Here is a 23,409-nt window from a genome sequence, read left to right on the forward strand (position 1 = left end):
AGCGGACTGCGGCGAGGGAGCGGACGGCGGTGCCCTGGGACGTACGGGAACGGCGGCGGTACGAGGACGAGGTGCTGGCGGCGGCGCGCACCGGCGGGCCGCCCGCCGACCTGTTCGTGCGCTACGGGGTGGGCCCGGAGCTGGAGCGGCGGCTGGCCGCCGACCCGGGGGCGTTCGCCGCGCACGTCGCGGCGGTGTGCACCTACTGGCGGGGGCTCCAGGCGCGGCGCCGCACCCTGCGCCGAGTCCTGGTGGACCTGGTGGCGGCGCACGAGCGGCTGGACCGGGAGGGCGCGCTCACCCACGCGCACTTCTCCCGGGTGCGGGACGAGACCGCGCGGCGGGCGCTGGCGGAGTGGTCCGACATCGTCGACGGGCTCGCCACCTCCCTGGTGGACCGCTGGTCGCTGCGGGCGATGGCCGGGTCGGTGGGCCTGCCCGAGGCCGAGGCCGAGCACCTGCTGCGGGAGCGGGGCGTGCGGGTGGTGGAGCGCCTGCCGGAGCTGCCGGTGCAGCCGCCGGTGCGGACCTTCCGCAGCCTGCGCGACAACCTGCGCACCCGGGGCGCGGTGTTCTCCCCCGAGGTGGTGTTCGGGGCGGGGCGGCTGGCGGGCGGATTCACGGTGGTGGACGGGTTCCGGCTGGCGGACGGCGGCGTCCTGGACGACGCGGCGCTGGACGAGGCGGTGGCGCGGGTGCAGGTGGAGCCGCTGACCGAGGGCAAGGCGGCGGCGGAGAGCGTGCTGGGCGTGCTGCGTTCCTGTGGCTCCCAGGTCGAGCGCGACGCCGTGGTGCTGTGGGAGGTCGCCGAGGACCTGCGGGCGCGGCCGGCCGAGGTGGGCGAGGCGGCGCTGGCCCGCCCCTGGGTCCGCCGGGGGCTGCTGGAGCCGGAGGCGGCCCTGCTGGCGGCGGCGGTGCGCCGCCGCCCGGCGGGGTCGGACCGGATCGCCCGCGCCGAACGCGAGGTGCGCGACCTGCTCGCCGACGACCAGCTGCGCCAGGCCCAGGCCGCGGCGGCGGACCTGCCCGCCGACCACGGGCTGGCCGCCCAGGTCCGGGAGCGCGCGGCCCGGGTGGACGAGCTGTCGGCCCGGGCGGAGGCGGCGCTGCGCGGGGGCCGAGACGAGGAGGCGGCGCGGGCGCTGGCCGACGCCTGCGCGCTGGCCGCCGACGACGAGGCCCTGGTGGCGCGCCTGGGCGAGGTGCCGCCGCTGCCGCCGCGCGAGGTGCGCGCCCGGGTGGAGGGGCGCGGCGCCGTGGTGGTGTGGCGGCCCAGCCCGAGCCTGGTGGGGCGGATCGGCTACCGGGTGCTGCGCCGGGTGGGCCGCGGCGGCCGGGAGGTGCCGGTCGGAGAGGTGAACGGAACGGAGCTCATCGACCCGGGGCTGCCGGTGGGCGCGGAGGTGCGGTACACGGTGGCGGCGGTGCGTGAGGGGCGGGGCGTCTCCGAGCCGGTCGGGACCGACCCGGTGCTGCTCGCCCCGGAGGTCGCGGACCTGTCCGTGCACGCGGGCGAACGGGACGTGTCGGGGTCGTGGCGGGTGCCGCCGGAGGCGGTCCGGGTGGAGGTGGTGCGCGGCGAGGGCGCCCCGCCGCGGGGCGGCGACGGGGTCCGTGTGGCGACCGACGGGATGGGGTTCCGGGATCCGGACGTGCGGCCGGACGTGGAGTACTACTACCGCGTGCGGGCGGTGTACCTGACCTCGGGAGGTTCGGCCTGCGGCTCGGAGGGGCTGGTGCGCCGGGTGGTGCCGGGCCCGCCCCCGCCACCGGTGGAGGACCTGCTGGTGGTGCCGGACGACGAGGGCGGGTTCACCGCCTCCTGGACCCCGCCGGCCCGCGGGCGCGTGTCCCTGCGTACCGCGCCCGCCCCGCCGCCCTGGCCCCCGGGCGCCCGCGTGCCCCCGGCCGACCTCGCCGCGCACGGCGCCCCCGTGCCCTTCACCGACCCGCCCGCGCCCCCCGGGCCCGGCGGCGCCGGTGGTGCCGCCGAGTCCGGAGTGGTCCGTAGCGGACGGCGCACCGGCCGCCCGCCGGTGACCGCAACGGTGACGCCTGCGCCCCCGCAGACCCCTGATGCCCGCGGGGTACGGGTGACGCCCCCACCGGCGATGCCCGAGCCCTCCTGGACCGCCGGTGCCCCCGGGACGGCTGGAAGCCGCGGGACGGCCGGTGCCTCTGGGACGCTCGATGCCCACAAGGCGATTGAGATATCCGAGACGATCGGGCACCGGGTGATGCCCGAGAGCACTGGTGCCCCCGGGACGGCCGATGCCCACGAGGCGATCGGGACATCCGAGACGACCGGGCACCGGGCGGCGGCCGAAGGACTCGGTACCGCCGGTGCCCCTGGAACGGCCCGGCACGCCGAGACGCCCGGGCACCGGGCGGCGGCCGAGGGATCCGGCACGGCCGGTGCCTCCGAGGGAACGGGCACTGCGCGGTCGGAGCGGGTGCGGGTGGGGGTGGCGCTGGGGGCGGGGACGCACCACGTGGTGGCGGTGACCTCGTGCGGCGACCAGGCCGTGGTCGGCGGTTCCGTGCGGGTGGTGGCCGTGCCCGCCGTGGCGGGGCTGCACGCACGGCGGTTCGGCGACCTGGTGCGGCTGGGCTGGACCTGGCCCGACGAGGCGGCCGCCGCCCGGGTGTCCTGGCGCTCCTTCGGCTCCCCGCAGGGCGGAGAGCGCCTGTGCGAGCGCCCCCGGTACGAGGCCGGGGGCGGGTTCGAGGCCCCCATGGGCCCCGGCCCGGTGCGGGTGGCCGTGCGCGCCGTCGTCGGCGGCGTCCCGGGCCCGCCCGCCGCCCTCACCGTCCCCGGCGGCCCCGTGCTCGACTACCACGTCGTCCCCGCCGGGCTGCTGCGCCGCGACCGGCGGGTCACCCTGGCCGCCCGGACCGACTGCACCTCCCCGCGCGTCGCCGTCGTCTACGCCGAGGGCGGGTTCCCGCCGGACCGCGCCGACCAGGGCCGGGTGCTGGCCGTGTTCCCGTCCCAGCGGCTCACGGCGGGCCGGCGGCTGTCCCTGCGGGTCCGCCCGCCCCGGCCCTCCGGCCCCGCCTGGCTGGTGTGCCTCCCCGTGGGGGACGACCCGGACGGCACCCGGCTGTGCCAGCCCTCGGTGAAGGAGCTCCGCCTTTGACCGCTCTCGACCTGCTGCGCCCGGCGCGCGCCGACCGCCTCGTGTGCCCCTACTGCTACACCCGGCTCACCGAACGCCTCATCCTGTTCCGCTGCACCGGCCGCCCCGGCCCCGACGGCTCCCGGTGCGCCCCCGTCGACGACGCGGCGGTCCGCGCCCACCTGGGCCGCCGCGAGCGCCTGCCGCCGGTGTTCGCCGCCGACGGCCGCCGCCCCCGCGCGGTGTGCCCCGACTGCGGCGCCTCCACCGCGACCCGGGTGTGCGTCACCTGCCACGCGCGGCTGCCGGTGAACTTCGGCCGCATCCCCGGCCGCCTCATCGCCCTGGTCGGCGCCCGCGAGTCCGGCAAGACCGTGTTCATGACCGTGCTCATCCACGAGCTGATGCACCGGGTCGGCGCCCGGTTCCAGGCGTCGGTCGGCGGGTCCGACGACCACACCCGGCACCGCTTCCACACCGACTACGAGTCCCCGCTGTACGACGACGCCCGCCTGCTGGCCGCCACCCGCCGCACCGGGGCGGCCCGCGAGCCCCTGGTGTTCCGGTTCACCACCCGCCCGCGCGGCCCGTGGTCGCGCCGCCCCCGGCACACGCTGCTGTCGTTCTTCGACACCGCGGGCGAGGACCTCACCACACAGGAGAGCGTGGAGACCAACCTGCGCTACCTCGACAACGCCGACGGGGTCATCCTGCTGCTGGACCCGCTGCGGATGCGGGGCGCCCGTGCCGAGGCCGCCCCCGGCACCCCCCTGCCGCCGCCCGAACGCTCCGAGCACCCGCCGCTGGACATGCTCAGCCGGGTCACCGACCTGCTGCTGCACCGGGCGGGCTCGCCCTCGCGGCTCATCCCCGTTCCGATGGCGGTGTGCCTGACCAAGCTCGACGTGTTCCACGACGCGCTCGACCCGGGCTCGCCGCTGCGCCGCCCCCAGCCCGACGCCCCCTACTTCGACGAGTCCGACAGCCGCGACGTGCATGTCCAGATCCGGCGGCTGCTGCACCGGTGGGACGGCGGCCGCATCGACGCGCACATCACCAACCACTACGCCGACGCCCGGTACTTCGGGGTGTCGGCGCTCGGGCACGCCCCCGACGCCGAGCAGCGCCTGCGGGGCGGGGTGCGCCCCTACCGGGTCGCCGACCCGTTCCTGTGGATGCTCGGCGGCTTCGGTGTGGTCCCGTCCCGCGAAGGGCGGTCCTGATGGGTTTCGCGCAGCTCTACTACACCTCGTGCGAGCACGGGCTGTCGGGGTACGCGGGCTACCAGTTCAACGCGGCCACGCCGGGGGTGGACCAGCGGGTGCTGCAGGAGGTGGAGCGGTTCACCGTGTACGAGCCGCCCGGCGGCCGGGTGGAGGAGCACCCGGTGAACCTGTGCTACTCCCCCGACCTGGGCGGGTACCCGGTGGTGAGCCGGATCGTGTCGTGCGGCCCGGACCCGTCGGGGCGGCCGGGCAACTACTTCGCGCACAGCCTGGTGGGGGCGGGCGGACCGCTGGCGGCCGAGCTGTGGGACGCCGACTTCTGGGTGTCGGCCCCGGTGTCCGACCGCGACCTGCCGGTGCTGGAGGTGCCCGGCGGACCGCTGGGCCGGGCGCGCACCGACTCCTGGGTGCGCCGCCGCCCGCCGGAGCTGGTGGTGCGGCTGCTGGCGGCGGTGGACGCCGCGATCGCCGGGGGGCGGCCGGTGGTGCTGGTCGCCGACAGCGCGACGGTGGCGCACTGGGTGGCGGCGCTGGCGCACCTGCTGCCGCCGGACCGGGCCCGGGCCATGGCGTTCTCGACCTACTGCGCCAGCCCCCAGGAGACGTTCGCCCACGTGGTGGGGGTGCCGCCGGGCGTCGACCTGGAACCGCTGCGGGGCCGGTTCACGGTGGTGGACCCGGTGGTGGGCGCGCTGGACGCGCTGCCCGCCCCGCCGCCCGCGAGCGGGGAGGCGGCCGCCCGGGCGGTGACGGCGGGGACCGCGGGGGCCGAGCGGCTGTGGCGGGCGGCGGGGCGCCGCGCGGGCGGCCGGGAGGCCTCCCTGGCGGACTGGCACCCGGTGCTGGTCGCCACCGAGCTGCTCGCCGCCCCGTCCGCCGCCCCGCCCGGCGCCCCCTCTACAGGTGTGACGGCGGCGGAGCTGCGCGCGGTGCGCGCCTGGCTCCCGGCTGCCGTGGAGTGGCTGCCCGCCCGGGACGCCGCGGCGCTGGCCGACCGGGTGGTCGACGACGGGGCGGCCGACGCCCGCGTGCTGGCCGACCTGCAGAGGGTGGCGCACCGGACGGGTTCGCCCGCGCTGATCGGCCGGCTGGACCGGCTGGTGGTCCACCGCTGCCTGGACGGGATCGTGGCGGGGGCGGCGGCCCCGGCCGCGCTGCCGACGCGTTCCGAACCGGTGCGGGAGGCGGCGCGGGAGCGGATCGCCGACCTGCTCTCGGCGCCGTTCCCCGGCTCCGCCGCGCCCGGCCGGGACGGCGTTCCGGAGTGGACGCCGCCGGAGCGGGCGGTGGAGCTGCTGCGCTGGTCCCGTGCCTGCGGCCTGGTCCCGTCGGCCCTGGCGCTGGAGCGGTACGGGCACGGGGTGGTGGGCCCGCTGCTGGCGGCCGCCCCGCCGGGGGACGCCCCCGGACCGGCGGTCGAGGCCCTGCTCTCCGCCCACCCGGAGGTGCGGCGCGGGGCCGCGGCCCGGCTGGCCGACCTGCCCCGGGACCGGCTGGGCGAGCTGGCGTGCGGCCCGGTGGGCGCGCTGTTCACCGGGGACCGCGACGGCGGGGCGCTGCTGCGGGAGCTGCGGCGGTTGGGCCTGGACGGGCGGGAGGACCCGGCCCGGCTGCTGGAGGAGGTGGCCGTGATCCGCGTCGGGGGCCGGGCGGCGGGCTCCCCCGGGGTACCGGCGCACGACGTGGACGCGGCACTGTTGGACGAGGTGTGGGGGCGCGGGCACGGCCCCCGGGCCGCGCTGCGCACGCTGCGGGTCCTGGGGACGGGGGTGCGGACGGCCCCGGACGTGGCGGGGTGGGTGTGCGCTCCGCTGCTGGCCGCTCCCCCGGTGGGCGCCGAACCCGCCTGGCACGCCCTGGCCGAGGAGGTGGCGGGCCACGCGCTGCGCGGGGGGATCCCGGCGGAGGCAGAACGGGTGCTCGGCGACCGGGCGGCCCTGGAGGCGGCCCTGACCGCCTGGTCGCGGACGGTGGAGTCCGGCGCGGCCGACGCCCCCGGACCGTGGCCCCTGCTGGCCCGGTCGCACCCCACCCCCGTCGACGTGTCGCTGCGGGCCGTGGCCGCGCTGCTGCTGGACCGGTGGGGGCCGCCGACCGCGGCGCGGGTGCTGCGGGACTGCCCGGAGGAGGTGTTCGTCGCCTACCGGGAGGCGGCCGCCCACCGCCTGTGCGACGACCCGCCGGACACCGGCGCCGCCGCCCGCGTGTACCTGGCGGCGCTGCGGTCGGGGCTGGGCCCCGGGCGGGCGGCGGTCGTGGAACAGGAGGTGCTGCTCCCGGCCCTGGCGGGCTGGGGGCGGCGGAACACCGGGCGGGTGCGGCGGCGGCTGCCGCGCGGGGAGGCCGCCGGGTTCGACCTGTGGGTGCGCGGGCACCGGTCCCGGCGCGGCCTGTTCGGGGTCCGGGGAGGTGACCGGGTGTGAGCGGCGTCCGCGGACACGACGGCGGTGCGGCCCGGCCCGAGGCCGCCCTCCTGGGCGTTCTCCTGCTGGTCTCGGTGGGCGCGGTCGTGGTGCTGCTGCGCTGGTGGATCCTGGCGGCGGTGGTGAGCCTGCTGGTCGGCACGGGGGTGCTGGCCGCGGTGGCGGGCCTGGTCGTGCTGACGTGGCTGTACCTGCGGGAGGTGCACCGGGTCATGCTCGGCGGCGACCACCCCGCCGAGCCCGTGCCCGACGGCCGAGAGGAGCCGGCCCACCGCGGGTACCACGGCGGCCCGGCCTGGTGGGACCTGTGCGCGGCGGTGCGGCGCACCTGGCGGGCGTCCGCGCTGTGGGGCGTGCTGCTGCTCCCCCACGTCACCGCCCACGCCCTGGTGGTGGGCGCCTACCTGGCCGCCGCCTGGTCCCTGGCCGGGGCGCTGCGTCTGGTGGACACGGGGCTGCGGACGGTGCGCCGGATCCGGATGGTGTGCCCGGAGTGCTACCGGCGGCTGCCCTACCCGGCCTACCTGTGCGGCCGCTGCGGGCGTCGGCACGACCGGGTCCGCCCGGGCGCGCGCGGCCTGCTGCGCAGGCGCTGCCGCTGCGACCGCACCCTGCCCACCCTCATCCTGCTGGGCGCGGCCGACCTGGAGACGCTGTGCCCGCACTGCGACCGGCCGCTGGAGCACCGGCCCGGGGAGGCGCGCGAGTTCCTGCTGCCGCTGTTCGGCGGCACGGGGGCGGGCAAGACCCGGCTGGCGGCGGGACTGCACCTGGCCCTGGAGCAGGCGGCCCGGCACGGGTCGGACTCCTACCTCGAACCACTCGGCGAGGAGGCGGCGCGGCTCTCCCGCGAGGGCGCGCGCGTGTCGGCCCCCGACCACCGCACCCGCCCCACCCCGCCGGGCCGCAAGGTGCGCGCGGCGACGGCGCGGCTGGGGGCGGGGCGCCGGGCCCTGGTCCTGCAGGTGTTCGACGCCGCCGGGGAGCGGTTCAACCGCTCCGCCACCACCGAGGAGCTCGCCTACCTGGGCGAGGCGTCCACGTTCGTGCTGGTGGTGGACCCGCTGGGGATCCCGGCGGTGTGGCGCTGCCTGACCGCCGCCGAACGCGACCGGCTGGCCGGGGAGCGCTCGCACACCCGCGACCCGGAGCTGGCCTACGGCACGGTGCGCGACGAGGTCGAGCGCGGCCGGCGGTCTCCCGAACGCGGCCCGAGCGGCCGGCTCGCGGTGGTGGTCACCCGCGGCGACCTGGTACGCGGCACCTCCGTGGACCCGGGCGCGGCCCCGGTGCGCGAGTGGGCCGAGCACCGCCTGGGGCTGGGCAACCTGCTGGCCCGGGCGGAGGCGGACTTCGGGACGGTGCGGGTGTTCCTGACCTCGGCGGTGGCCGGCCCCGACGGGCGGGCCGACCCCAGCCTGCACGGGCTGGCGGCCTGGCTGCTGCTCCCCGAGGGTCGGGCGTTCGCCGAGCTGGCCTGCGGCCCGGCGCCCGCCGCGGCGGGCGGCGCCCGGTGACCCCGCCGCCGGTCCCGCGCGGCCACCGTGCGGCGCGCCGGGCCATCGCCGCCGCCGTGTACGTGCTGGCCGTCGCCCTCACCCTGGTCCTGGCCGCCGCGCTCGTCCACGCGGGCACCGACATGGTCGTGCGCACCTGGGAGTACGCCGCCCACCGCGCCCGCTGACCCGGGCCGGCCCCGGTCCCCGGGCGGTCCGCGGCGCGCAACGGGGCGACCCGGCGCCCCGGCCGCGCGCGGGCGCGGGCGCGGGCGGTCCGGGATCATGGGGCGGTACAACCCAGCCACCAGGAGGGACGCCCCATGGCCGTCTACGCCGTCACCTACATCTACGCCGAGAACAGCACCGCCGCCCGCAACGAGCACCGCCCCGCGCACCGCGAGTACCTGAACGGGCTCTCCGAGCAGGGCGTCAACCTGGTCTCGGGCCCGTTCGGCGCCCAGGACGACCCGGGCGCGCTGCTGCTGTTCCGCGCCGACTCGGCCGAGGAGGTGCGCGCCCTGCTGGAGAAGGACCCCTTCGTCCTGGAGGGCGTGGTCGCGGAGACCGTGGTCCGCGAGTGGATCGCGGTGCTGGGCCCGCTGGCGGAGCACCTCCGGCCGTAGGACGCGGGACCGCCGGGGCGTGTCAGAGCAGGCCCTGCTCCTCGTAGTAGCCCCGCACCCCGGGGTGCAGGGTGTCGGGGTCGATCCCGACCAGCGCGTTCTCCACCCGGACCCACTCCCCGTGCGTGGCCTCGGCCAGCCCCGCGTACATGGTCTCCACCAGCAGGCGGGCGAGTTCCCCGTCGAGCCCGGGCGGGGCGTAGAGCGTGTCCCAGGTGCTCACCAGGGTGATCTCCTCCTCCTGGCCGAGGTAGGTCCGCGCGTCGACGGCGACCGGGGAGTAGAAGGAGACCTCCCCGGCGACCTCCTCCGCCGTCCCTGCGCCGATGTCCAGGACGCGCACCTCATATCCGAGGGAGTCGATGGTGTCGACCTCCCCGGCGGGGAGCGCGTCCATGATCGCGTACGCGTCGGCCACGTCCTCCTCGAACAGGCCCCGGCCCAGGGGTGTGTCCCGGTCGTCGACGAAGGCGACCCGGTCCGCCAGGCCGGCGGTCTCCAGGACGAGCCCCGCGGCCGACTCGAGGTCCTCGGGGTGCGCTCCCTCCCCGATGGCGACGGTGCGCCCGGCGAGGTCGTCGAGGGTCCGGATGCCGGAGTCGGCGGGGACCACGAAATGGAGCGCCCCCGAGGGGCGGACGTTGCCCAGCACCCGCACCTCCTCGACGCCCTCGACCGGTTCTCCGCCCGGCGCGTCGGTGCCGTGCAGGACTCCGTGGTGGAACACGTTCGAGGACATGAGCACGTCGGTGCGGTACGGCCCGTCCTGCCGGACGCCCTCCACCCCGCCGAGCAGGCCGGCGAAGTCGTGCGCCGGGTCGCGCGCGGTGTCGGTCTCGAAGGCGACCTGCGGGATCTGCTCGCTCCAGAGCTCGGCGAGGTCGTCGGCGACCCCCTGTGCGTCGCCGTTGTACCAGGCTTCGGACCAGGCGTAGCCGAGCACGTGGTCGCCCGCGTAGGCGGGCGCCTCCGGTTCCTCCGACGCGGCCCGTTCGGCCGCGGGGTCCGGTGAGAACGGGTCCAGGTACACCAGGCCCGCGCCCAGGCCCACGGCCACCAGTGCGGCACCGGCGGCCAGGGGCCATTTGAGTGAACGACGGGACTGTTGTGCCCCATCAGGGGATGTGTTCACCTATGTCCTTTCAAGGACTGGTTCTTCTGTTGTAGGGCGGGATTGTACGCCTTTCCGATTCGCTGTTCGCCGAACGAACGCCGTACCCGCCGTGAACTCCGTCCGCACCCCGGCCTGGGACCGGGGCGCGGACGGAGTTCACGGCGGAGCGCCCCGGCTCACTCCGGGAGGAACCCGTTGTCCTTCAGCCACTGCGGGTCGGGCTCGACCATCTGGAGGATCTCCACGAACAGCCCCTGCGGCCCGGCGACCTGGAAGCGGTACTGCCCCCAGGCCTCGCGGCTCAGCGGCAGCGTGACCTCCAGCCCGGCCTCGCGCAGGCGCTTCTCCTCCGCCTCCACGTCGGGGACGAGGAAGGCCACGAGGGCTCCGGAGACGGCCCGGCCGCGCAACCCCTCCGGGGAGGAGTCGTGGTCGCGGGCGACGAAGTCCAGCGAGAAGTTCTTGTGCTGCGGGTGCTGGGTGTTGATGTACCAGCCGATGTCGATGCCGAGCTCGAACCCGAAGTGCTCGACGAACCAGTCGGCGGCCGCGCGGGGCTCGTCGCACAGGTAGGCGGTGCCGATGAGGTTCACATGCATGGTGTCTCCCTGGGGTAGGCTGTTGACCACTGCACTTAAAGTACTACACGTGAAGTTATTCGTGCAACACGCTTCCCCTGGCCGGGGGAACGCAGAGAGAGGAGGCGGACGATGGTCCGCAGGAACCCCGAGCGCCGCCGCGCCCTGCTGGACGCCGCCATCGACGTGCTCGCCGAGGAGGGCGCGCGCGGGCTGACCTTCCGCGCCGTGGACGCCCGCGCGGGCGTCCCCACCGGCACCGCGTCCAACTACTTCAGCGACCGCGCCCAGCTGCTGCTGCAGGCGGGCGCCCACGTCCACGTGCGGCTGACCCCCACCGAGGAGTTCATGGCGTCGTTCGCCGACGCCGCGCCCAGCCGCGAACAGACCCGCGCCGGCATGCACGACCTGCTGCGCCGGATCCGGGGCGACCGCAACGGCTACCTGGCCCTGCTGGAACTGCGCCTGGAGGCCAACCGCCACCCGGGCATCCGCGCGGAGCTCACCCGCACCATCCGCGACACCCTGGAGGACAACGTGCGCCTCCACCTGGAGGGCGGCTTCCCCGGGGACCGCTCCACCGTGATCACGCTCTACCTGGCGATGACCGGCCTGTTCCTGGAGTCCCTGACCCTGCCCGACGTGCTCGGCGACGAGGACACCGGGGCGCTGGTGGACCGGATGATCGACACCATCGTCCCCCCGGGCTGACCGGGTCCGGACGCGCCGAAGGCGGGCCGCGGCCCGCCTTCGGTGTCGTCCCGGGTGTCTAGCGCGGGGCCTTGCCGGGCTCCCGTCGGGGAGCCGCGCGGCCGGCCTCGGATCCCTGCGGGGGCACGCCCGAACCCTGGGCGCCCGCCCCCGGGCCCGCCTGCCCCCGGGCCCCCTGCCAGCCCGCGTTGGCCTGGGAGAAGGCCTGCTGCGCCCGCTCGTCCCGCTCCTTGCGGAGGAAGCGCTCGCTCTCGCCCAGCAGCATGGTGGTCAGCCACACGGCGGCGCCGACGTCGTCGGTGAGGCCGAGCAGCGGCACGAACAGCTCGGGGACGAAGTCGATCGGCGAGACGATGTAGAGCGTCAGGGCGATCATGCCGAGCATCTTGGCCGCGCTCATCTCGGGGTAGCGGCCCCGGACCTTGGCCCACATCATGCGCGGAACGGCTCCGGCCCGCTGCCACACGGAGATGTTGCCGTCCGTGTTCTGGATGACCTGCCAGGCGGCGGCGCCCGCGGCGGCGCGGTTTTCCTTGCGCATCGTTCGTCTCCTCTGGGGGGCGCGTGGCTTCTCACGATATGACGCGAAACCCGCTCTGATCGTTCCCGGTGGGACGGCCGCCAACCGCGAAGAGACGAATACGACACCCGACCGTGCACCTGGGGCAACACCCATCCCTGCGCCACCACCCTCCACGTCCGCCCCAGGGTGCGGGAAAAACGGGAGTGCGGTTGTCCACAACCGGACCCTGGTCCCTGGTGACGAAAGAAAAAGGAGGGCATTCTAGGGGGGTCGCCAGAACGCCGCACACACGCGAACGCAGTACCAGAACAACGGACACCAGCCAAAAAAGAGGACATAACAGACAAAAGGCCCAAGAGTCGACGACCAGCACGGTGACCCGGCGCCCCCCGTGGCCGCACGCGGTCGCCGGGACCCCCGGAACCCCCGCGTACCAGGGCCGCCGGAGAACGACGGCCGCCCCGCGGCCCGCCCCCACGTGCCCCGGGGTCCGACCCCGCCCTCCCTCGAGACCGAGATCAGCGCCCTTCCCCCGTCGATCGCGGAAAAACGCGAGGGCTCCCGCGCCCTGGCACACATTCGTTACGATGCGACCGAGTGGGGCATTCCACACGGAACGCCATCCGGCACATCCCACCCCAGGCGCAGAACCGATGGAGCTTGCCCAGTGTCCACAGCCCTACCTCGGTCGGCGACGGCCGTCGCCCTGTTGGCGGACATCCCCAGCACGGGCCACGTGGGCGAGGTCCGGGCGCAGCGCTTCACGATGCACGGCGACGGCATCGGCGAACGCAGCGCCGCGTTCGTCGCCTTCGCCCGGCAGCAGATCGCCGAGGACCGCAAGGTCGTCGCGCTGTACCCGTCCTGGCGGGAGGACGACGCCCGGCGCGCCGTGAACTTCGCCCGCGGAGCCCTGCGCACCGACCACATCGCCGGCGTCCCGCTGGACCTGGCGCCCCTGGCCCTGTCCCTGGTCGCCGACCAGCTGGCCTACCTGGCGCCGTACCTGCCGCCGGGCATGGTGGCCGCGCTGTCCGCCGAGCTGCCCCGCCACCTGCTCGCGGGCGCCTGGCTCAAGACCGTGTCGGGGCTGGAGACCATCCCCACCTCGGTCCGCCAGCACATGGGCTCGTACGCGCCGACCGTGTCGTTCCTGGCGTACTGCGCGCCCATCCTGCGGGTGGAGCGGCTGCGGCCCGCGGAGGTGGCCCGGCGGCTGCCGTTCCGGCCGGTGCAGCCGGTACAGCTGCTGTGCTCGACCCCCGACCCGGCCATCACGGCCGTGTTCGACGACAACCTCCCGCAGGCGATCCAGCCGGTCGCGACCCGCTCCCTGCCCGCGCAGCCGCTGGGGCCCGTGTACTGGGGGACCTCCAAGTACGTGGAGTTCGTGGCCCTGAGCGCGCACCCGCAGGCGCTCGCCTACGCGGCCGGGGCGGTGCGGGCCTCGGCCTGCTCCTGGTGCGGCGAGCCCATGACGGCGGCCCCCTGCCCGTTCTGCGCCTCCGGCTCGGCCCGCAGCCCCCTGCGGACCCGGATGTCCGGGCCCGCCGACGCGCACCCCCCGGTGACCGACACCGGCACCTGGACCCGCCCCGAACCCCGCCCGAACGGCGGCCGGCAGGCCCCGCCCCCGGACGCGGTCTCCCCCTGGGCCGCTCCCGGCACCGGCGGCCACCGCACCGCCGACCCGGCACCGGACACCCGCGGCGCGGCCGCGGCCGCGCCCCTCCCGGACGGCGGCCTCCCCCGGCCGCCGCGCGCCCGCGCCCGCCGGCCGCCGCCTTCGGCGACCGGCCCACGGGCGCACCGGCCGCACCGGGCCCGTCGGCGGCACCGGGTGCCCCGGCGGCCCCCTCCGGGCGTCCGCCCGCCGACACCGCCGCCGCGTGGGCCGCGCGGACCGGCGACGGCCACCGCACCGCCGCCGCGGCCCCCGACCCCGCCCGCGCCATGGGCCCCGCCCCCTCCCGCGCCACGGCCCCCGGCCCCGCCCCGGGGCCGCAGACCCCGCCGGCGGACGGCCGCCGGCCCGTCCGGGAGCACCGGCCCGCCGACGACGGGGTGTGGGTGCGGGGCGAGCCCGTGCCCGGCGACACCGCGGCGGCGTGGGCGGCCCGGGCCGCCGGATCCCCGCGGGGCGCCCGCGAGGGCGCCGCCGCGACCGGACGGAGCGACGAGCACGACCGGCCCCCGTACGGCGACCAGCACCTGTCCCTGGAGGCCGAGGCCCTGCCGCCGGTCACCGTGGACGAGGACGCCTGGCACTCCACCGTCGACGGCCTCCCCCACGGCGCCCCGCGCCCCACCGCGCCCCGACCACCCGCCGACCCCGACCCCGGGGACCGCGGCGGAGCCCCCGCCGCCGACCCGCGGGCCGCCGGCGGCCCCGACCCCCGACCACCCGCCCCCGACCGACCCGAGAACCCTCCGCTCGCGGGACGCGCGCCGCGCCCCGAAATCCCCCGGACCTACTCCCGCTAGGACCCCGGCCCCGGACGGGTCGCCCGCAACGAGCCTGGAAACGGAAACAGACCTCCCATGAACCCCCGTCAGCGACGCGGCGTCCTCCTCATGGTCGTGGCCGCCCTCGGAGCCGTCGCCGTGTTCTTCTCCGTGTTCGCCTACCTCGACTCCAGGGAGTCGCAGCTCGGCGACTTCGAGACGGTGCTGCGCCTGACCGAGGACGTGGACGCCTACCAGCCCCTGGGCCCGGACTCCGTGGAGACCGTGCAGGTGCCGGCCATGTACTTCGACCCCGAGGTGTTCCTCTCCGACCTCTCCGAGATCGAGACGCCCGCCGACCAGGAGCTCGTCGCCGCCTCCCACCTGGAGGCGGGCGTCTACCTGCAACGGGGCATGGTGCAGCCGCAGCCCACCCTCACCACCGGCGAGCGCGAGATCGCGATCATGGTCGACGCCGAGACCGGGGTGGCGGGCAAGGTGCAGCGCGGCTCGTTCGTCGACATCTACGCCACCTTCCAGCCCCGCGACCACGGCGAGGCCTGCGCCGTCCGGATCCTCACCGAGGTCGAGGTCCTCGACATCGGCGAGCTGCGCACCCAGGAGACCGAGGCCGGCGGCGTCGCCGGGGTCGTACCGGTCACGTTCCGGCTGGACCCGCAGGCCGCCCTGCGCCTGGCCTACGCCGAGGACTTCTCCACCAAGATGCGGCTGGCCCTGGTCAGCGCGGCCGGGGGCGGCTCCCCCGGCGAGTCCGAGTTCTGCAGCCAGGACATGGACGACCTCGTCGGCCAGGGTTCCCCCGACGAGGGCAACGAGACCGGCGGGGACACCCGCCGCACCCCCGGAGGCGACCGATGAACTTCCGCGTCCTGGCGGGCATGCCCACCTCCGAGACGGAGATGGTGCTGGCCGCGCGCTTCGACGAGCTCACCTCCGCCGACCTGGTCGCCGTCCGCTCCACCAGCGCGGCGCTGATCGACGCCGCCGGCGAGTTCCCCGACCTCGACGTCGTGCTCATCCACCAGGACCTGGGCCCGGCCCCGGTGTTCGACGCCATCCGCGACCTGTCCCACCGGCACCCGCAGCTGGCGATCCTGCTGGTGTCCTCCGCCATGGACGCCGACACCTTCACCGGGGCCATGGAGGCGGGCGCCCGCGGCGTGCTGGCCGCCGACTCCGGCATCGCCGAGCTGGAGAACCGGATCGCCCGGGCCGCCGACTGGTCGCGCACCCTGCGCCGCCACCTGGAGTCCGCCTCCCTCGACCTGCCCGCCTCGGGTGTGCGCGGGCGGGTGCTGGCGGTCAGCGGCGCCAAGGGAGGGGTGGGCACCACCACCTGCGCCGTGCACCTGGCCTTCACGGCGGCCGCCGCCGGCCGGGTGGTGTGCCTGGTCGACCTGGACCTGCAGACCGGCGACCTGCCCGCGTTCCTCAACCTGCGCCACCGCCGCTCCATCGGCGACCTGGTGGGGGCCGGCGACGAGATCACCCCGGGCATGCTGGCGGAGACCCTGTACGTGGACCCGCGCGGCCCGCACGTCCTGCTCGCCCCCGAGCACGGCGAACGCGGCGAGGACGTCACCGCCCGGGTCGCCCGCCGGGTGCTGACCGCGCTGCGCTCCCGCTACGAGCTGGTGGTGGTGGACTGCGGCACGATCATGAACGAGGCCACCGCCATGGCCGTGGAGCTCGCCGACCGCGCCGTCGTCGCCGTCACCCCCGACGTGCCCTCCCTGCGCGGCGCCCAGCGGCTGATGGGCATGTGGGAACGCCTCCAGGTCCGCTCCCAGCAGGACGTGTACGCGCTGGTCAACCGACACAGCCGCAAGAACGAGATCCAGCCGGACTTCCTGCGCCACCTGCTGGGCACCCGGGTGCTGCGCACACCCGTCCCGGCCTCCTACCGGGGGCTGGAGCCGGGCGAGAACAACGGCGACCCCACCCGGGTCACGGACGAGGGTCTGCGCAAGGCGTTCTCCCGGCTGGCCGCCGAACTCGACCTGCTGAGCCCGCCCGCCCAACCGGGCAACGGCAAGGGCGGGGCGCCCACCCCGCCGGGCGGCCTGGTCTCCGCGCGCACGGTGATGGAGGGCGGCCAGTCCACCCGGGACGTGTCGGGGTTCGTGCACGCCTCGGCCGACCCGCGCCGGTCCGGCGTCCCGGGCGGCCCGTCGCGCGACCCGGGCGGGCACGGTGGTCTCGGTGGCTGACCGCGGGGGCCGGACGTCGGACCGGGGCGGGGTGATCGTGGAGTTCGCCGCGGTGGTGCCCTTCCTCATGCTGGCGCTGGCCCTGGTGTGGCAGGTGCTGCTGCTCGGCATCACCTCCATGTACGCCTCGCACGGGGCCGCCGAGGCGGCCCGGCAGGCGGCGGTCACCCCCGACGACATGGCCCGCATCGACGAGGAGGCCCGCAAGCGGGTCCGCGCCCCCTGGGACGGAGAGGACGTGATGACCGTGGAGATCGTCGAACGCGACGGTGTCCGCCACGCGCGCGTCACCCTGGCCATGCCGATCTTCCTGCCGGGGGCGTCCGGCCCCTGGGACATCAGCGCCGAGTCGCGGATCGTCACCGAGGTCGCCCCGCGCGGGAGCGTGGGCGACCCGGCCGACCCGCGGGGGGCGGGGTCGAGTTGAGCACCCGCCGCGCCCGCCGCCCCGACCGCCCCGGCCTCCGCGACCGGCTCCGCCGGGGTGCCCGGCACCGCGGCCGGGGGCGCCGCGACGACCGGGGCGGGCCGATGCTGGAGTTCGCCATGGCGTTCCCGGTGCTGCTGCTCACCGCGGTCATCGCCATCGAGGCGTTCCTGGCGTTCGTGGCCGCCGAGCGGCTGGAGTCGGCCGCCCGGGCCGGGGCCCGGGTCGCCGGGCTCCAGGGCCTGGAGGGCGCCGAGGCCACGGCGCGCGAGTCCCTGCCGTCCTGGCTCGACGACGCGACCGTCACCGGCGGCGCCAACGACCACGAGGGCTTCTACGTGGAGGTGTCCCACCCGCTGCCGGTGGTGTTCTCGTCCGCCGGGTTCGGGATCACCGTGACACGACGGGTGGACATGCCGAATGTGTGAGACGCAGGACCCGCACGCGGGGGCGTACCGGACCGCGGGGGCGCGGACGCGCACCGCGGCGGCGGGGGGATCCGGGGGAACCGGGGGAAGGAGTCGGCGATGGGCCTGAAGGACCGGCTGGAGGAGGACCGCGCAACGGAGGCGCGCACCGACCGCGGCAGCGTCACGCACTGGCGGCGGCGCCTGCTGGAGGAGATCAACCTGGAGGACCTGACCCGGCTCACCCTGGCCCAGCGCCGGGTGCGGCTGGAGAAGGTCGTCGGGCACATCCTCACCCGCGAGGGACCGGTGCTGTCGGACCGGGAGCGCTCGGTCCTCATCCGCAGGGTGGTCGACGAGGCATTGGGGCTGGGCGTCCTCGAGCCCCTGCTCGCCGACGAGAGCATCACCGAGATCATGGTCAACGGGCCGGACAACGTGTTCATCGAACGCGGCGGGCGGATGCAGCGCGTCGACGCCGCGTTCAACGGCGAGGAGCAGCTCTACCAGACCATCGACCGCATCGTCTCCCTGGTCAACCGGCGGGTGGACGAGTCGTCGCCCATGGTGGACGCCCGCCTGCCCACCGGCGAGCGGGTCAACGTCATCATCCCGCCACTGTCGCTGTCGGGGCCGGTGCTCACCATCCGGCGGTTCCCCAAGCCGTACCCGATCGACGAGCTCGTGCGGATGGGCAGCCTGGACCAGGCCACCGGAGTGCTGCTGTCGGCGATGGTGCGCTCCCGGTTCAACCTGGTGGTGTCCGGCGGTACCGGCACCGGCAAGACCACGTTCCTCAACGCCCTGTCGGCGTTCGTGCCGCCCACCGAGCGCATCGTCACCATCGAGGACTCCGCCGAGCTCCAGCTCATGCAGGAGCACGTGGTGCGGCTGGAGTCGCGGCCGCCCAACATCGAGGGCCGGGGCGCCGTCGCCATCCGCGACCTGGTGCGCAACGCGCTGCGGATGCGGCCGGACCGGATCATCGTCGGCGAGGTCCGCGGCGAGGAGACCATCGACATGCTCCAGGCGATGAACACCGGCCACGACGGGTCCCTGGTGACCGTGCACGCCAACTCGGCCGACGACGCCATCCACCGCATCCAGACCCTGGCGACGATCGGCGACGGCCGCATCCCCTACGAGGCGATCCGCGACCAGATCAACAACGCCGTGGACGCCATCGTGCACCTGGGCCGCTGGCCGGACGGGTCGCGGCGGGTCAACGAGATCAGCGTGGTGTCGTCCAAGCGCCGCGAGGAGTTCCGGCTGGAGACGGTCCTGAGGTTCGAGGCGCTGCCGCTGGGGGCCAACCGGTCGGTGGAGGGGCGGTTCCGGCACTCCCCGCTGCCCCGGCACATCGCCGAGCGGATCTACCACATGGGCGAGACCGTGCCCGCCGTGTTCGGCGTGGTGCCCGCCGAGGAACGGAACGAGTGGTGAGGGCACCCGCGCCCCGGGTGGCCCCCACCCCGCGAAAGGAGCCGCGGTGAACTGGCAGATGGCGGCGATCCTCGCCGGTCTGGCCCTGGTGCTGGGCCTCGTGCTGGCGGCCCTGTGGCAGTTCATCGCCAGCGCCGAACAGCGGCGGCTCATCGCCGCCCGCAGCGCCCTGGACCAGGCCGAGTACGCGGCGTCCACCCCCATGGCCCGGCTGGAACGCGCCCTGCACCGGACCCAGTGGGGTTCCCGGCTGGCCCGCCGGATCGCCCGCTCCGGGACCGACATGCGGGTGTCCACGTTCGTGGTCGCCCTGGTCGGCGGCTCCCTGCTGGCGGTGCTCGTGGTGTGGCAGGTGCTGGCGCCGTTCTTCGGCCTGCTGGCCGCCGCGGGGGTGGCGTTCCTGTTCTTCTCCTACCTGAACCGGGCCGAGGCCAAGCGCCGTGAGGAGTTCACCGGCCAACTCCCCGACCTGGCGCGGGTGCTGAGCAACGCCACCTCCGCGGGGCTGGCGCTGCCGACGGCGGTGGCGATCGCCGCCGACGAGCTGGACGGACCGGCCGGCGAGGAGCTGCGGCGGATGACCGAGTCCATGAAGCTCGGGGCGTCCTTCGAGGAGGCCGTCGCCGAGCTGCGCGAACGCATGCCGTCCCGGGAGCTGGGGGTGCTGCTGTCGACGCTGCTGGTGGCCTCCCGCTCCGGCGGTTCGCTGGTGACGGCGCTGCGGAACATCTCCACCACCCTGGAGAACCGCAAGGAGACCCGGCGCGAGGTGCAGACCATCCTCAGCGAGACCACCAGCACCGTGTGGGCGCTGGGGTTCATGTCGGTGGGGGCGCTGTTCCTGATCAACGCCATCGAGCCGGGCATCCTGCGCACCATGACCACCTCCCCGGCGGGCATCGGGGTGCTGCTGGTGGTGGCGGCGCTGTTCGTCACCGGTTTCGCGCTGGTCACCCGTATCACCAAGTTCGACCTGTAGGAGTCCGTCCGATGAACCTGGCCTGGGTCGTCCCCGCCGCGCTGTCGGCGGCCGCCGCACTGGTCGTCCTGACCGCCGCGTACGGGGTGTTCCTGATGATGTCGCAGACCCGGGTCCGGGTGGACGAGCCGGCGGGGCCGCCGCCGCGCACCCGGGAGGAGCGCACGTTCGTCCTGCACCGGATCACCGAGGCGCTGGGGCGGCCGTTCTCGGCGATGGTGCTGGAGTCGCTGGGCGAGACGCGGCGGCGGTCCATCGCCCGGCGCATCGAGGCGGCGGGGAGGCCCGACGGGCTGACCCCGGACCGGTACCTGCGGCGCAAGATCGGCGAGATCGCCCTGTACGGGTCGCTGGGGACGCTGATGTTCTTCGTGGGGAACCCCCTGCTGGGGGTCATCGTGCTGGCGTTCGCGGGGCTCACCGACCTGAACCTGTACGTGCAGGCGCAGGAGCGCGCCGACCGGGTGCAGTCCCAGCTGCCGGACTTCCTGGACGTGCTCGCGGTGACCGTCAGCGCGGGGCTGTCGTTCCGCGCCGCGGTGGGCCGGGTGGCGGAGTCGATGCCGGGGGTGCTGGCCGACGAGTTCACCCTGGCGCTGCGCCAGATGGAGCTGGGCACCTCCCGCCGGGAGGCGTTCGAGATGCTGCGCCGCCGCAACCGCAACGACTCGCTGAGCAAGTTCGTGACCGCCATCCAGCAGGCGGAGGAGCTGGGCGCCCCGCTCAGCGACACCCTGGTGAACATCAGCCAGGACATGCGCCGCGCCGACGCCCAGTACATGCGCCGCAAGGCGCAGCGGCTGAACCCGCGCGTCACCATGATCACCGCGGTGACCCTGCTGCCGGGGCTGCTGCTGCTCATCGTCGGCTCGATGTTCCTGGGCACCGAGGTCGACCTCGGCACCATCCTCGGCGGCTAGCCCCTGCGGCGTTCCACGAGGATCGCGATCCGGGTGACCGCCACCAGGGCCGCCGACCAGAGGGCGTACCCGGTGTACATCCCGCCGCCCCGGGCGATCTCGTCCCACAGGGCGGGCGCCGGCTCCGCTCCGGAGCCGAACACGGCGGCGCCGGTCGCCACCAGGGCGACGGGGGCTCCGGCCACGGGGATCAGCCCGGAGAGGTTCGTCTCGACGGCGACGAACAGCAGCGCGGTGAGCAGGACGGGGAGCCCGTAGAGGATCAGGCGGTCGCCGAGCGCCCACTGCGCCAGCCAGGCGGTGTCGATCCGGCCGATGACGGGCAGCAGCGGGTACAGCTCGGCGACGGTGAGGGTGATCATCAGGCCGACGCAGATCAGCAGGGTGGCGCCGGCGGCCAGGAGGACCTTCGCGGCGGACAGGCCCAGGCAGGCGAGGACCACCAGGAGCACGGGGACGAGGGGGGCGGCCAGCCGGGCGCCGGGCATGGGACCCCCGTCGAGCCAGTGGACGCACGCCAGCGCCAGGGTGGCGGCCGCCGCGGCCAGGACGACGCGGCCGCAGAACCCGAGGACCCCCGCCGCGGTCCGAAGCGCCCCGGCGGCCGGTGGACGCCGCCGTTCGGCGGGGGGTTCCCCGCTCATGGGGGCCTCCTCGGGAGCGGGCGCGGAGCGGGGCGGGACGCCGCCGCGAACCGCGGCGGCTCTACCTCTCTCGGACGCTCGGCGGAGGCCCCGCGCCGGGCCGGGGTCAGAGCACGCCGGTCCGGAACAGCATCACCACCAGCACCCCCAGCAGCACCGCGCCCACCACGGCCGCGTTGACCAGCAGCCCCGCGCGTCCGCCCGGGGCCGGCTCGCGCACCATCGTGGCGGTCGTCCCGGCCGCCTCCTGCGGCGCGCCCCACGCCGGGGCCGTGTCGGCCGGGGCGGTAGAGGTCCCGGTTCCGGCGGGGGACATGGCCGAGCCCTCCGGCGTCACCGGCTCCGCGTAGATCCCGAAACCCGCCCCGGACCCGGCGGAGGCCGAAGACGCCACGGCCGACCCTTCCGGCGTCACCGATTCCGTGTGAATCCCGGAGCCCGTCTCGGGTCCGGCGGGCTCGGGAGGCGCGACGGCCGAGCCCTCCAGGGTGACCGGTTCCGTGTAGATCCCGAAACCCAGCGTCCCCGTCGGCTTCACCGGCCCGGCGTCGGCAGCGGATTCCGCGGCACGCGCGCCGTCGGAGGCGGCGGGGACGTCCGCGTCCGGCGGGGAGGACGCTCCACCGCCGGTGGAGGCGCCCGCCGCCGCCACGGCGCCGGCCGCGGCCGATGCCATCGAGTCACCCGTGACGACCGTGACGTCGGGGTCGTCCGCGGCGTCCGGGGCCGTGGAGGTCTCCGGGGCGCTCGTGGCGGCGGAGTCCGACGAGCCGCCGGAGGCGTCCGCGACGGCTGCGGCCCCCGGGCCCCCGGGGACCGCCGGGGTCGGTGCCCCCGCCTCGGCTGTGGCACCCGGGGCGGACGCGTCGCCTGGAACGGCCCTGGTCTCCGAGCCACCGGAGGCATCCGGGCCGCTCGCGACGGCCGCGGCGGCCGCGGCCTCAGAGGCGGCCGGATCACCTATGTCCTCAGAAGCGGCCGGGTCGCCCGTGTCCTCGGAGGCGGTGGGGCCACCCGGGACGCCTGCGGCGGCCGCGCCGACCGCCCCGCCCGGGAGCGCGGCGCGCAGCCTCTCCGCCGCCTGGCCCCCGTCGCGTCCGTCCAGGTGCCGCAGCGCCACCGCCAGCACGTCCTCCGCCGAGGGCCGTTCGCCCGGTTCCGGCGACAGGGCCCGCGCGACCACCTCCCGCAGGCCCGCCGGCACCCCCTCCAGGTCCACGCCGTCCTGCCGGGCGCGCCGCTCCATCTCCACCAGCGCCGCCCGGCGGCCCAGCCGGGAGGCGGGCGACTCGCCGAACGGCTCCCGTCCCGTCGCCGCCAGCACCACCAGGGCCGCCCACCCGAACACGTCCGCGGCGGCCGTCGACCGCCCGTCCTCGTACACCTCCGGGGCCACCCAGCCCGGGACGCCCCGCAGCCCGGGCGCCTCCGGCGCCTCGGCCCTGCGCCCCAGCCCCGTGTCGAGCAGGCGCGGTCCCGCACCGGTCAGCACCACCGCGTCCGGCCCCACCTGCCCGTGCGCGGTTCCCTCCCCGTGCAGCACCGCCAGCGCCTCGGCCACCGCGGCCGCCAGCACCACCGCGCCCCACTCCGGCAGCGCCCCATGCGCCGCCACGCGTCCGCGCAGGTCCGGCCCCGGCTGGTCGGGCAGCACCGACCACGGCCGTCCGTCGTGCTCGCCGGTCTCGACCGCCCCGACCGCGCACACGCCCCCGGACTCCGGCTCGGGGAGCGGCTCCCCGGCCTCCCGCCCGCGCGCCAGGCCGAGCAGCACGGGCTCCCCGCCGTCGCGGCGCGCCGCGTACAGCACGCCGCCTCCGCCGTCGGACACCCTTCCCTCGATCCGGTACCCGCCGACCTCGCTCGGGTCTTCGGAGGTGAGGGGTTCGGTGCGCGCGCAGAGGCTCTGCGAGGGGTGCGGCGTCATGAGGGGTGTGCCTCCGTTGTCCTGTTCCGGTACCGGACATCGTCGCGCCTGGCGCGCCCACCGGCAAACCCGTTGGCCACTGGTGGCCGCGCGCCCGCGGACCCGTCCCGTGCGCGCGGCCCCTCCCCGGGGGATCGGGGAGGGGCCGCGCAGGGGATGGGTTCGTGGGG

General features: G+C 76.4%; 22 protein-coding genes. 15 read left to right on the top strand and 7 right to left on the bottom strand.

Features of this window, described 5'->3' with window-relative positions:
* Window positions 1-29 precede the first annotated feature (29 nt).
* The 6 genes from K1J57_RS01990 (at window position 30) to K1J57_RS02015 (ending at window position 8,890) form a co-directional block, all read left to right on the top strand.
* Window positions 30-3,140, top strand: a complete 3,111-nt coding sequence (locus tag K1J57_RS01990; RefSeq protein WP_220562782.1) for a fibronectin type III domain-containing protein — start codon at window positions 30-32, stop codon at window positions 3,138-3,140.
* A complete protein-coding gene (locus K1J57_RS01995; RefSeq protein ID WP_255646785.1) occupies window positions 3,137-4,342 on the top strand; it encodes a hypothetical protein in 1,206 nt (401 codons plus the stop codon). Before K1J57_RS01990 ends, K1J57_RS01995 begins: the two co-directional genes overlap by 4 nt.
* The gene (locus K1J57_RS02000; protein ID WP_220562783.1) at window positions 4,342-6,768 is read left to right on the top strand and encodes a GTPase-associated protein 1-related protein; all 2,427 of its coding nucleotides are present in this window, start codon (window positions 4,342-4,344) and stop codon (window positions 6,766-6,768) included. Before K1J57_RS01995 ends, K1J57_RS02000 begins: the two co-directional genes overlap by 1 nt.
* Entirely contained in the window at window positions 6,765-8,285 is a 1,521-nt protein-coding gene (locus K1J57_RS02005; protein ID WP_220562784.1) for a hypothetical protein, read from the top strand. The genes K1J57_RS02000 and K1J57_RS02005 overlap by 4 nt, the downstream gene beginning before the upstream one ends.
* Window positions 8,282-8,452: a hypothetical protein gene (locus tag K1J57_RS02010; protein WP_220562785.1), complete on the top strand. Its 171-nt coding sequence runs from the start codon at window positions 8,282-8,284 to the stop codon at window positions 8,450-8,452. The genes K1J57_RS02005 and K1J57_RS02010 overlap by 4 nt, the downstream gene beginning before the upstream one ends.
* A 135-nt stretch (window positions 8,453-8,587) precedes the next feature.
* Complete coding sequence (locus K1J57_RS02015; protein ID WP_220562786.1) at window positions 8,588-8,890, top strand: YciI family protein; 303 nt, start codon at window positions 8,588-8,590, stop codon at window positions 8,888-8,890.
* A gap of 22 nt (window positions 8,891-8,912) precedes the next feature.
* Here the strand turns inward: K1J57_RS02015 and K1J57_RS02020 are convergent, their stop codons facing one another.
* Together K1J57_RS02020 and K1J57_RS02025 are read right to left on the bottom strand one after the other, a co-directional pair.
* A complete protein-coding gene (locus K1J57_RS02020) occupies window positions 8,913-9,947 on the bottom strand; it encodes a TAXI family TRAP transporter solute-binding subunit (protein WP_220562787.1) in 1,035 nt (344 codons plus the stop codon).
* Between the two features lie 233 nt (window positions 9,948-10,180).
* Window positions 10,181-10,603, bottom strand: coding sequence for a VOC family protein (locus K1J57_RS02025; RefSeq protein WP_220562788.1), 423 nt, complete (start codon window positions 10,601-10,603; stop codon window positions 10,181-10,183).
* 111 nt (window positions 10,604-10,714) lie between these two features.
* On the opposite strand from K1J57_RS02025, the gene K1J57_RS02030 reads away from it, so the two are divergent.
* On the top strand, window positions 10,715-11,293 hold the full coding sequence (locus tag K1J57_RS02030; protein ID WP_220562789.1) for a TetR/AcrR family transcriptional regulator: 579 nt from the start codon (window positions 10,715-10,717) through the stop codon (window positions 11,291-11,293).
* A 58-nt stretch (window positions 11,294-11,351) separates the two neighbouring features.
* Here K1J57_RS02030 and K1J57_RS02035 read toward each other — a convergent pair whose 3' ends face one another.
* The 3 genes from K1J57_RS02035 to K1J57_RS02045 form a co-directional block, all read right to left on the bottom strand.
* Window positions 11,352-11,834 (bottom strand): YkvA family protein, encoded by a 483-nt coding sequence (locus tag K1J57_RS02035; protein ID WP_220562790.1) that lies wholly within the window; start codon window positions 11,832-11,834, stop codon window positions 11,352-11,354.
* A gap of 972 nt (window positions 11,835-12,806) precedes the next feature.
* Complete coding sequence (locus tag K1J57_RS02040; RefSeq protein WP_220562791.1) at window positions 12,807-13,193, bottom strand: hypothetical protein; 387 nt, start codon at window positions 13,191-13,193, stop codon at window positions 12,807-12,809.
* Window positions 13,194-13,238: 45 nt separating this feature from the next.
* Window positions 13,239-13,394, bottom strand: a complete 156-nt coding sequence (locus K1J57_RS02045; protein WP_220562792.1) for a hypothetical protein — start codon at window positions 13,392-13,394, stop codon at window positions 13,239-13,241.
* A gap of 375 nt (window positions 13,395-13,769) precedes the next feature.
* Between K1J57_RS02045 and K1J57_RS02050 the strand changes: the two genes are divergently transcribed.
* The 8 genes from K1J57_RS02050 (at window position 13,770) to K1J57_RS02085 (ending at window position 20,668) form a co-directional block, all read left to right on the top strand.
* Entirely contained in the window at window positions 13,770-14,300 is a 531-nt protein-coding gene (locus tag K1J57_RS02050; protein WP_220562793.1) for a hypothetical protein, read from the top strand.
* 57 nt (window positions 14,301-14,357) lie between these two features.
* Window positions 14,358-15,140, top strand: coding sequence for a Flp pilus assembly protein CpaB (cpaB, locus tag K1J57_RS02055; RefSeq protein ID WP_220562794.1), 783 nt, complete (start codon window positions 14,358-14,360; stop codon window positions 15,138-15,140).
* Window positions 15,137-16,492, top strand: coding sequence for an AAA family ATPase (locus K1J57_RS02060; protein WP_220562795.1), 1,356 nt, complete (start codon window positions 15,137-15,139; stop codon window positions 16,490-16,492). The genes cpaB and K1J57_RS02060 overlap by 4 nt, the downstream gene beginning before the upstream one ends.
* Before the next feature lie 37 nt (window positions 16,493-16,529).
* Entirely contained in the window at window positions 16,530-16,919 is a 390-nt protein-coding gene (locus tag K1J57_RS02065; protein ID WP_220565297.1) for a pilus assembly protein, read from the top strand.
* A gap of 104 nt (window positions 16,920-17,023) precedes the next feature.
* Window positions 17,024-17,347, top strand: a complete 324-nt coding sequence (locus tag K1J57_RS02070; protein WP_220565298.1) for a TadE/TadG family type IV pilus assembly protein — start codon at window positions 17,024-17,026, stop codon at window positions 17,345-17,347.
* Window positions 17,348-17,446: 99 nt separating this feature from the next.
* Window positions 17,447-18,769 (top strand): CpaF family protein, encoded by a 1,323-nt coding sequence (locus tag K1J57_RS02075; RefSeq protein ID WP_220562796.1) that lies wholly within the window; start codon window positions 17,447-17,449, stop codon window positions 18,767-18,769.
* Between the two features lie 46 nt (window positions 18,770-18,815).
* Entirely contained in the window at window positions 18,816-19,748 is a 933-nt protein-coding gene (locus K1J57_RS02080; RefSeq protein ID WP_220562797.1) for a type II secretion system F family protein, read from the top strand.
* Window positions 19,749-19,759: 11 nt separating this feature from the next.
* Window positions 19,760-20,668, top strand: coding sequence for a type II secretion system F family protein (locus K1J57_RS02085; RefSeq protein WP_220562798.1), 909 nt, complete (start codon window positions 19,760-19,762; stop codon window positions 20,666-20,668).
* On the opposite strand, the gene K1J57_RS02090 is transcribed toward K1J57_RS02085, so the two are convergent.
* The gene (locus K1J57_RS02090) at window positions 20,665-21,312 is read right to left on the bottom strand and encodes a hypothetical protein (RefSeq protein WP_220562799.1); all 648 of its coding nucleotides are present in this window, start codon (window positions 21,310-21,312) and stop codon (window positions 20,665-20,667) included. The two genes, K1J57_RS02085 and K1J57_RS02090, sit on opposite strands and share 4 nt — an antisense overlap.
* A 106-nt stretch (window positions 21,313-21,418) precedes the next feature.
* Window positions 21,419-23,239, bottom strand: coding sequence for a protein kinase (locus tag K1J57_RS02095; RefSeq protein WP_220562800.1), 1,821 nt, complete (start codon window positions 23,237-23,239; stop codon window positions 21,419-21,421).
* Between the last annotated feature and the right edge of the window lie 170 nt (window positions 23,240-23,409).

Origin of the sequence: Nocardiopsis sp. MT53 (assembly GCF_019598965.1) — a bacterium.
Lineage (GTDB): Bacteria > Actinomycetota > Actinomycetes > Streptosporangiales > Streptosporangiaceae > Nocardiopsis > Nocardiopsis changdeensis.

What these genes read in the sequence shown, in the direction of transcription:
- K1J57_RS02000 (WP_220562783.1), top strand. Translation starts at nt 4,342, where the DNA reads ATGGGTTTCGCGCAGCTCTACTACACCTCGTGCGAGCACGGGCTGTCG.
- K1J57_RS02015 (WP_220562786.1), top strand. Translation starts at nt 8,588, where the DNA reads ATGGCCGTCTACGCCGTCACCTACATCTACGCCGAGAACAGCACCGCC.
- K1J57_RS02025 (WP_220562788.1), bottom strand. Translation starts at nt 10,603, where the DNA reads ATGCATGTGAACCTCATCGGCACCGCCTACCTGTGCGACGAGCCCCGC.
- K1J57_RS02030 (WP_220562789.1), top strand. Translation starts at nt 10,715, where the DNA reads ATGGTCCGCAGGAACCCCGAGCGCCGCCGCGCCCTGCTGGACGCCGCC.
- K1J57_RS02035 (WP_220562790.1), bottom strand. Translation starts at nt 11,834, where the DNA reads ATGCGCAAGGAAAACCGCGCCGCCGCGGGCGCCGCCGCCTGGCAGGTC.
- K1J57_RS02050 (WP_220562793.1), top strand. Translation starts at nt 13,770, where the DNA reads ATGGGCCCCGCCCCCTCCCGCGCCACGGCCCCCGGCCCCGCCCCGGGG.
- cpaB (WP_220562794.1), top strand. Translation starts at nt 14,358, where the DNA reads ATGAACCCCCGTCAGCGACGCGGCGTCCTCCTCATGGTCGTGGCCGCC.
- K1J57_RS02060 (WP_220562795.1), top strand. Translation starts at nt 15,137, where the DNA reads ATGAACTTCCGCGTCCTGGCGGGCATGCCCACCTCCGAGACGGAGATG.
- K1J57_RS02070 (WP_220565298.1), top strand. Translation starts at nt 17,024, where the DNA reads ATGCTGGAGTTCGCCATGGCGTTCCCGGTGCTGCTGCTCACCGCGGTC.
- K1J57_RS02075 (WP_220562796.1), top strand. Translation starts at nt 17,447, where the DNA reads ATGGGCCTGAAGGACCGGCTGGAGGAGGACCGCGCAACGGAGGCGCGC.
- K1J57_RS02085 (WP_220562798.1), top strand. Translation starts at nt 19,760, where the DNA reads ATGAACCTGGCCTGGGTCGTCCCCGCCGCGCTGTCGGCGGCCGCCGCA.
- K1J57_RS02090 (WP_220562799.1), bottom strand. Translation starts at nt 21,312, where the DNA reads ATGAGCGGGGAACCCCCCGCCGAACGGCGGCGTCCACCGGCCGCCGGG.
- K1J57_RS02095 (WP_220562800.1), bottom strand. Translation starts at nt 23,239, where the DNA reads ATGACGCCGCACCCCTCGCAGAGCCTCTGCGCGCGCACCGAACCCCTC.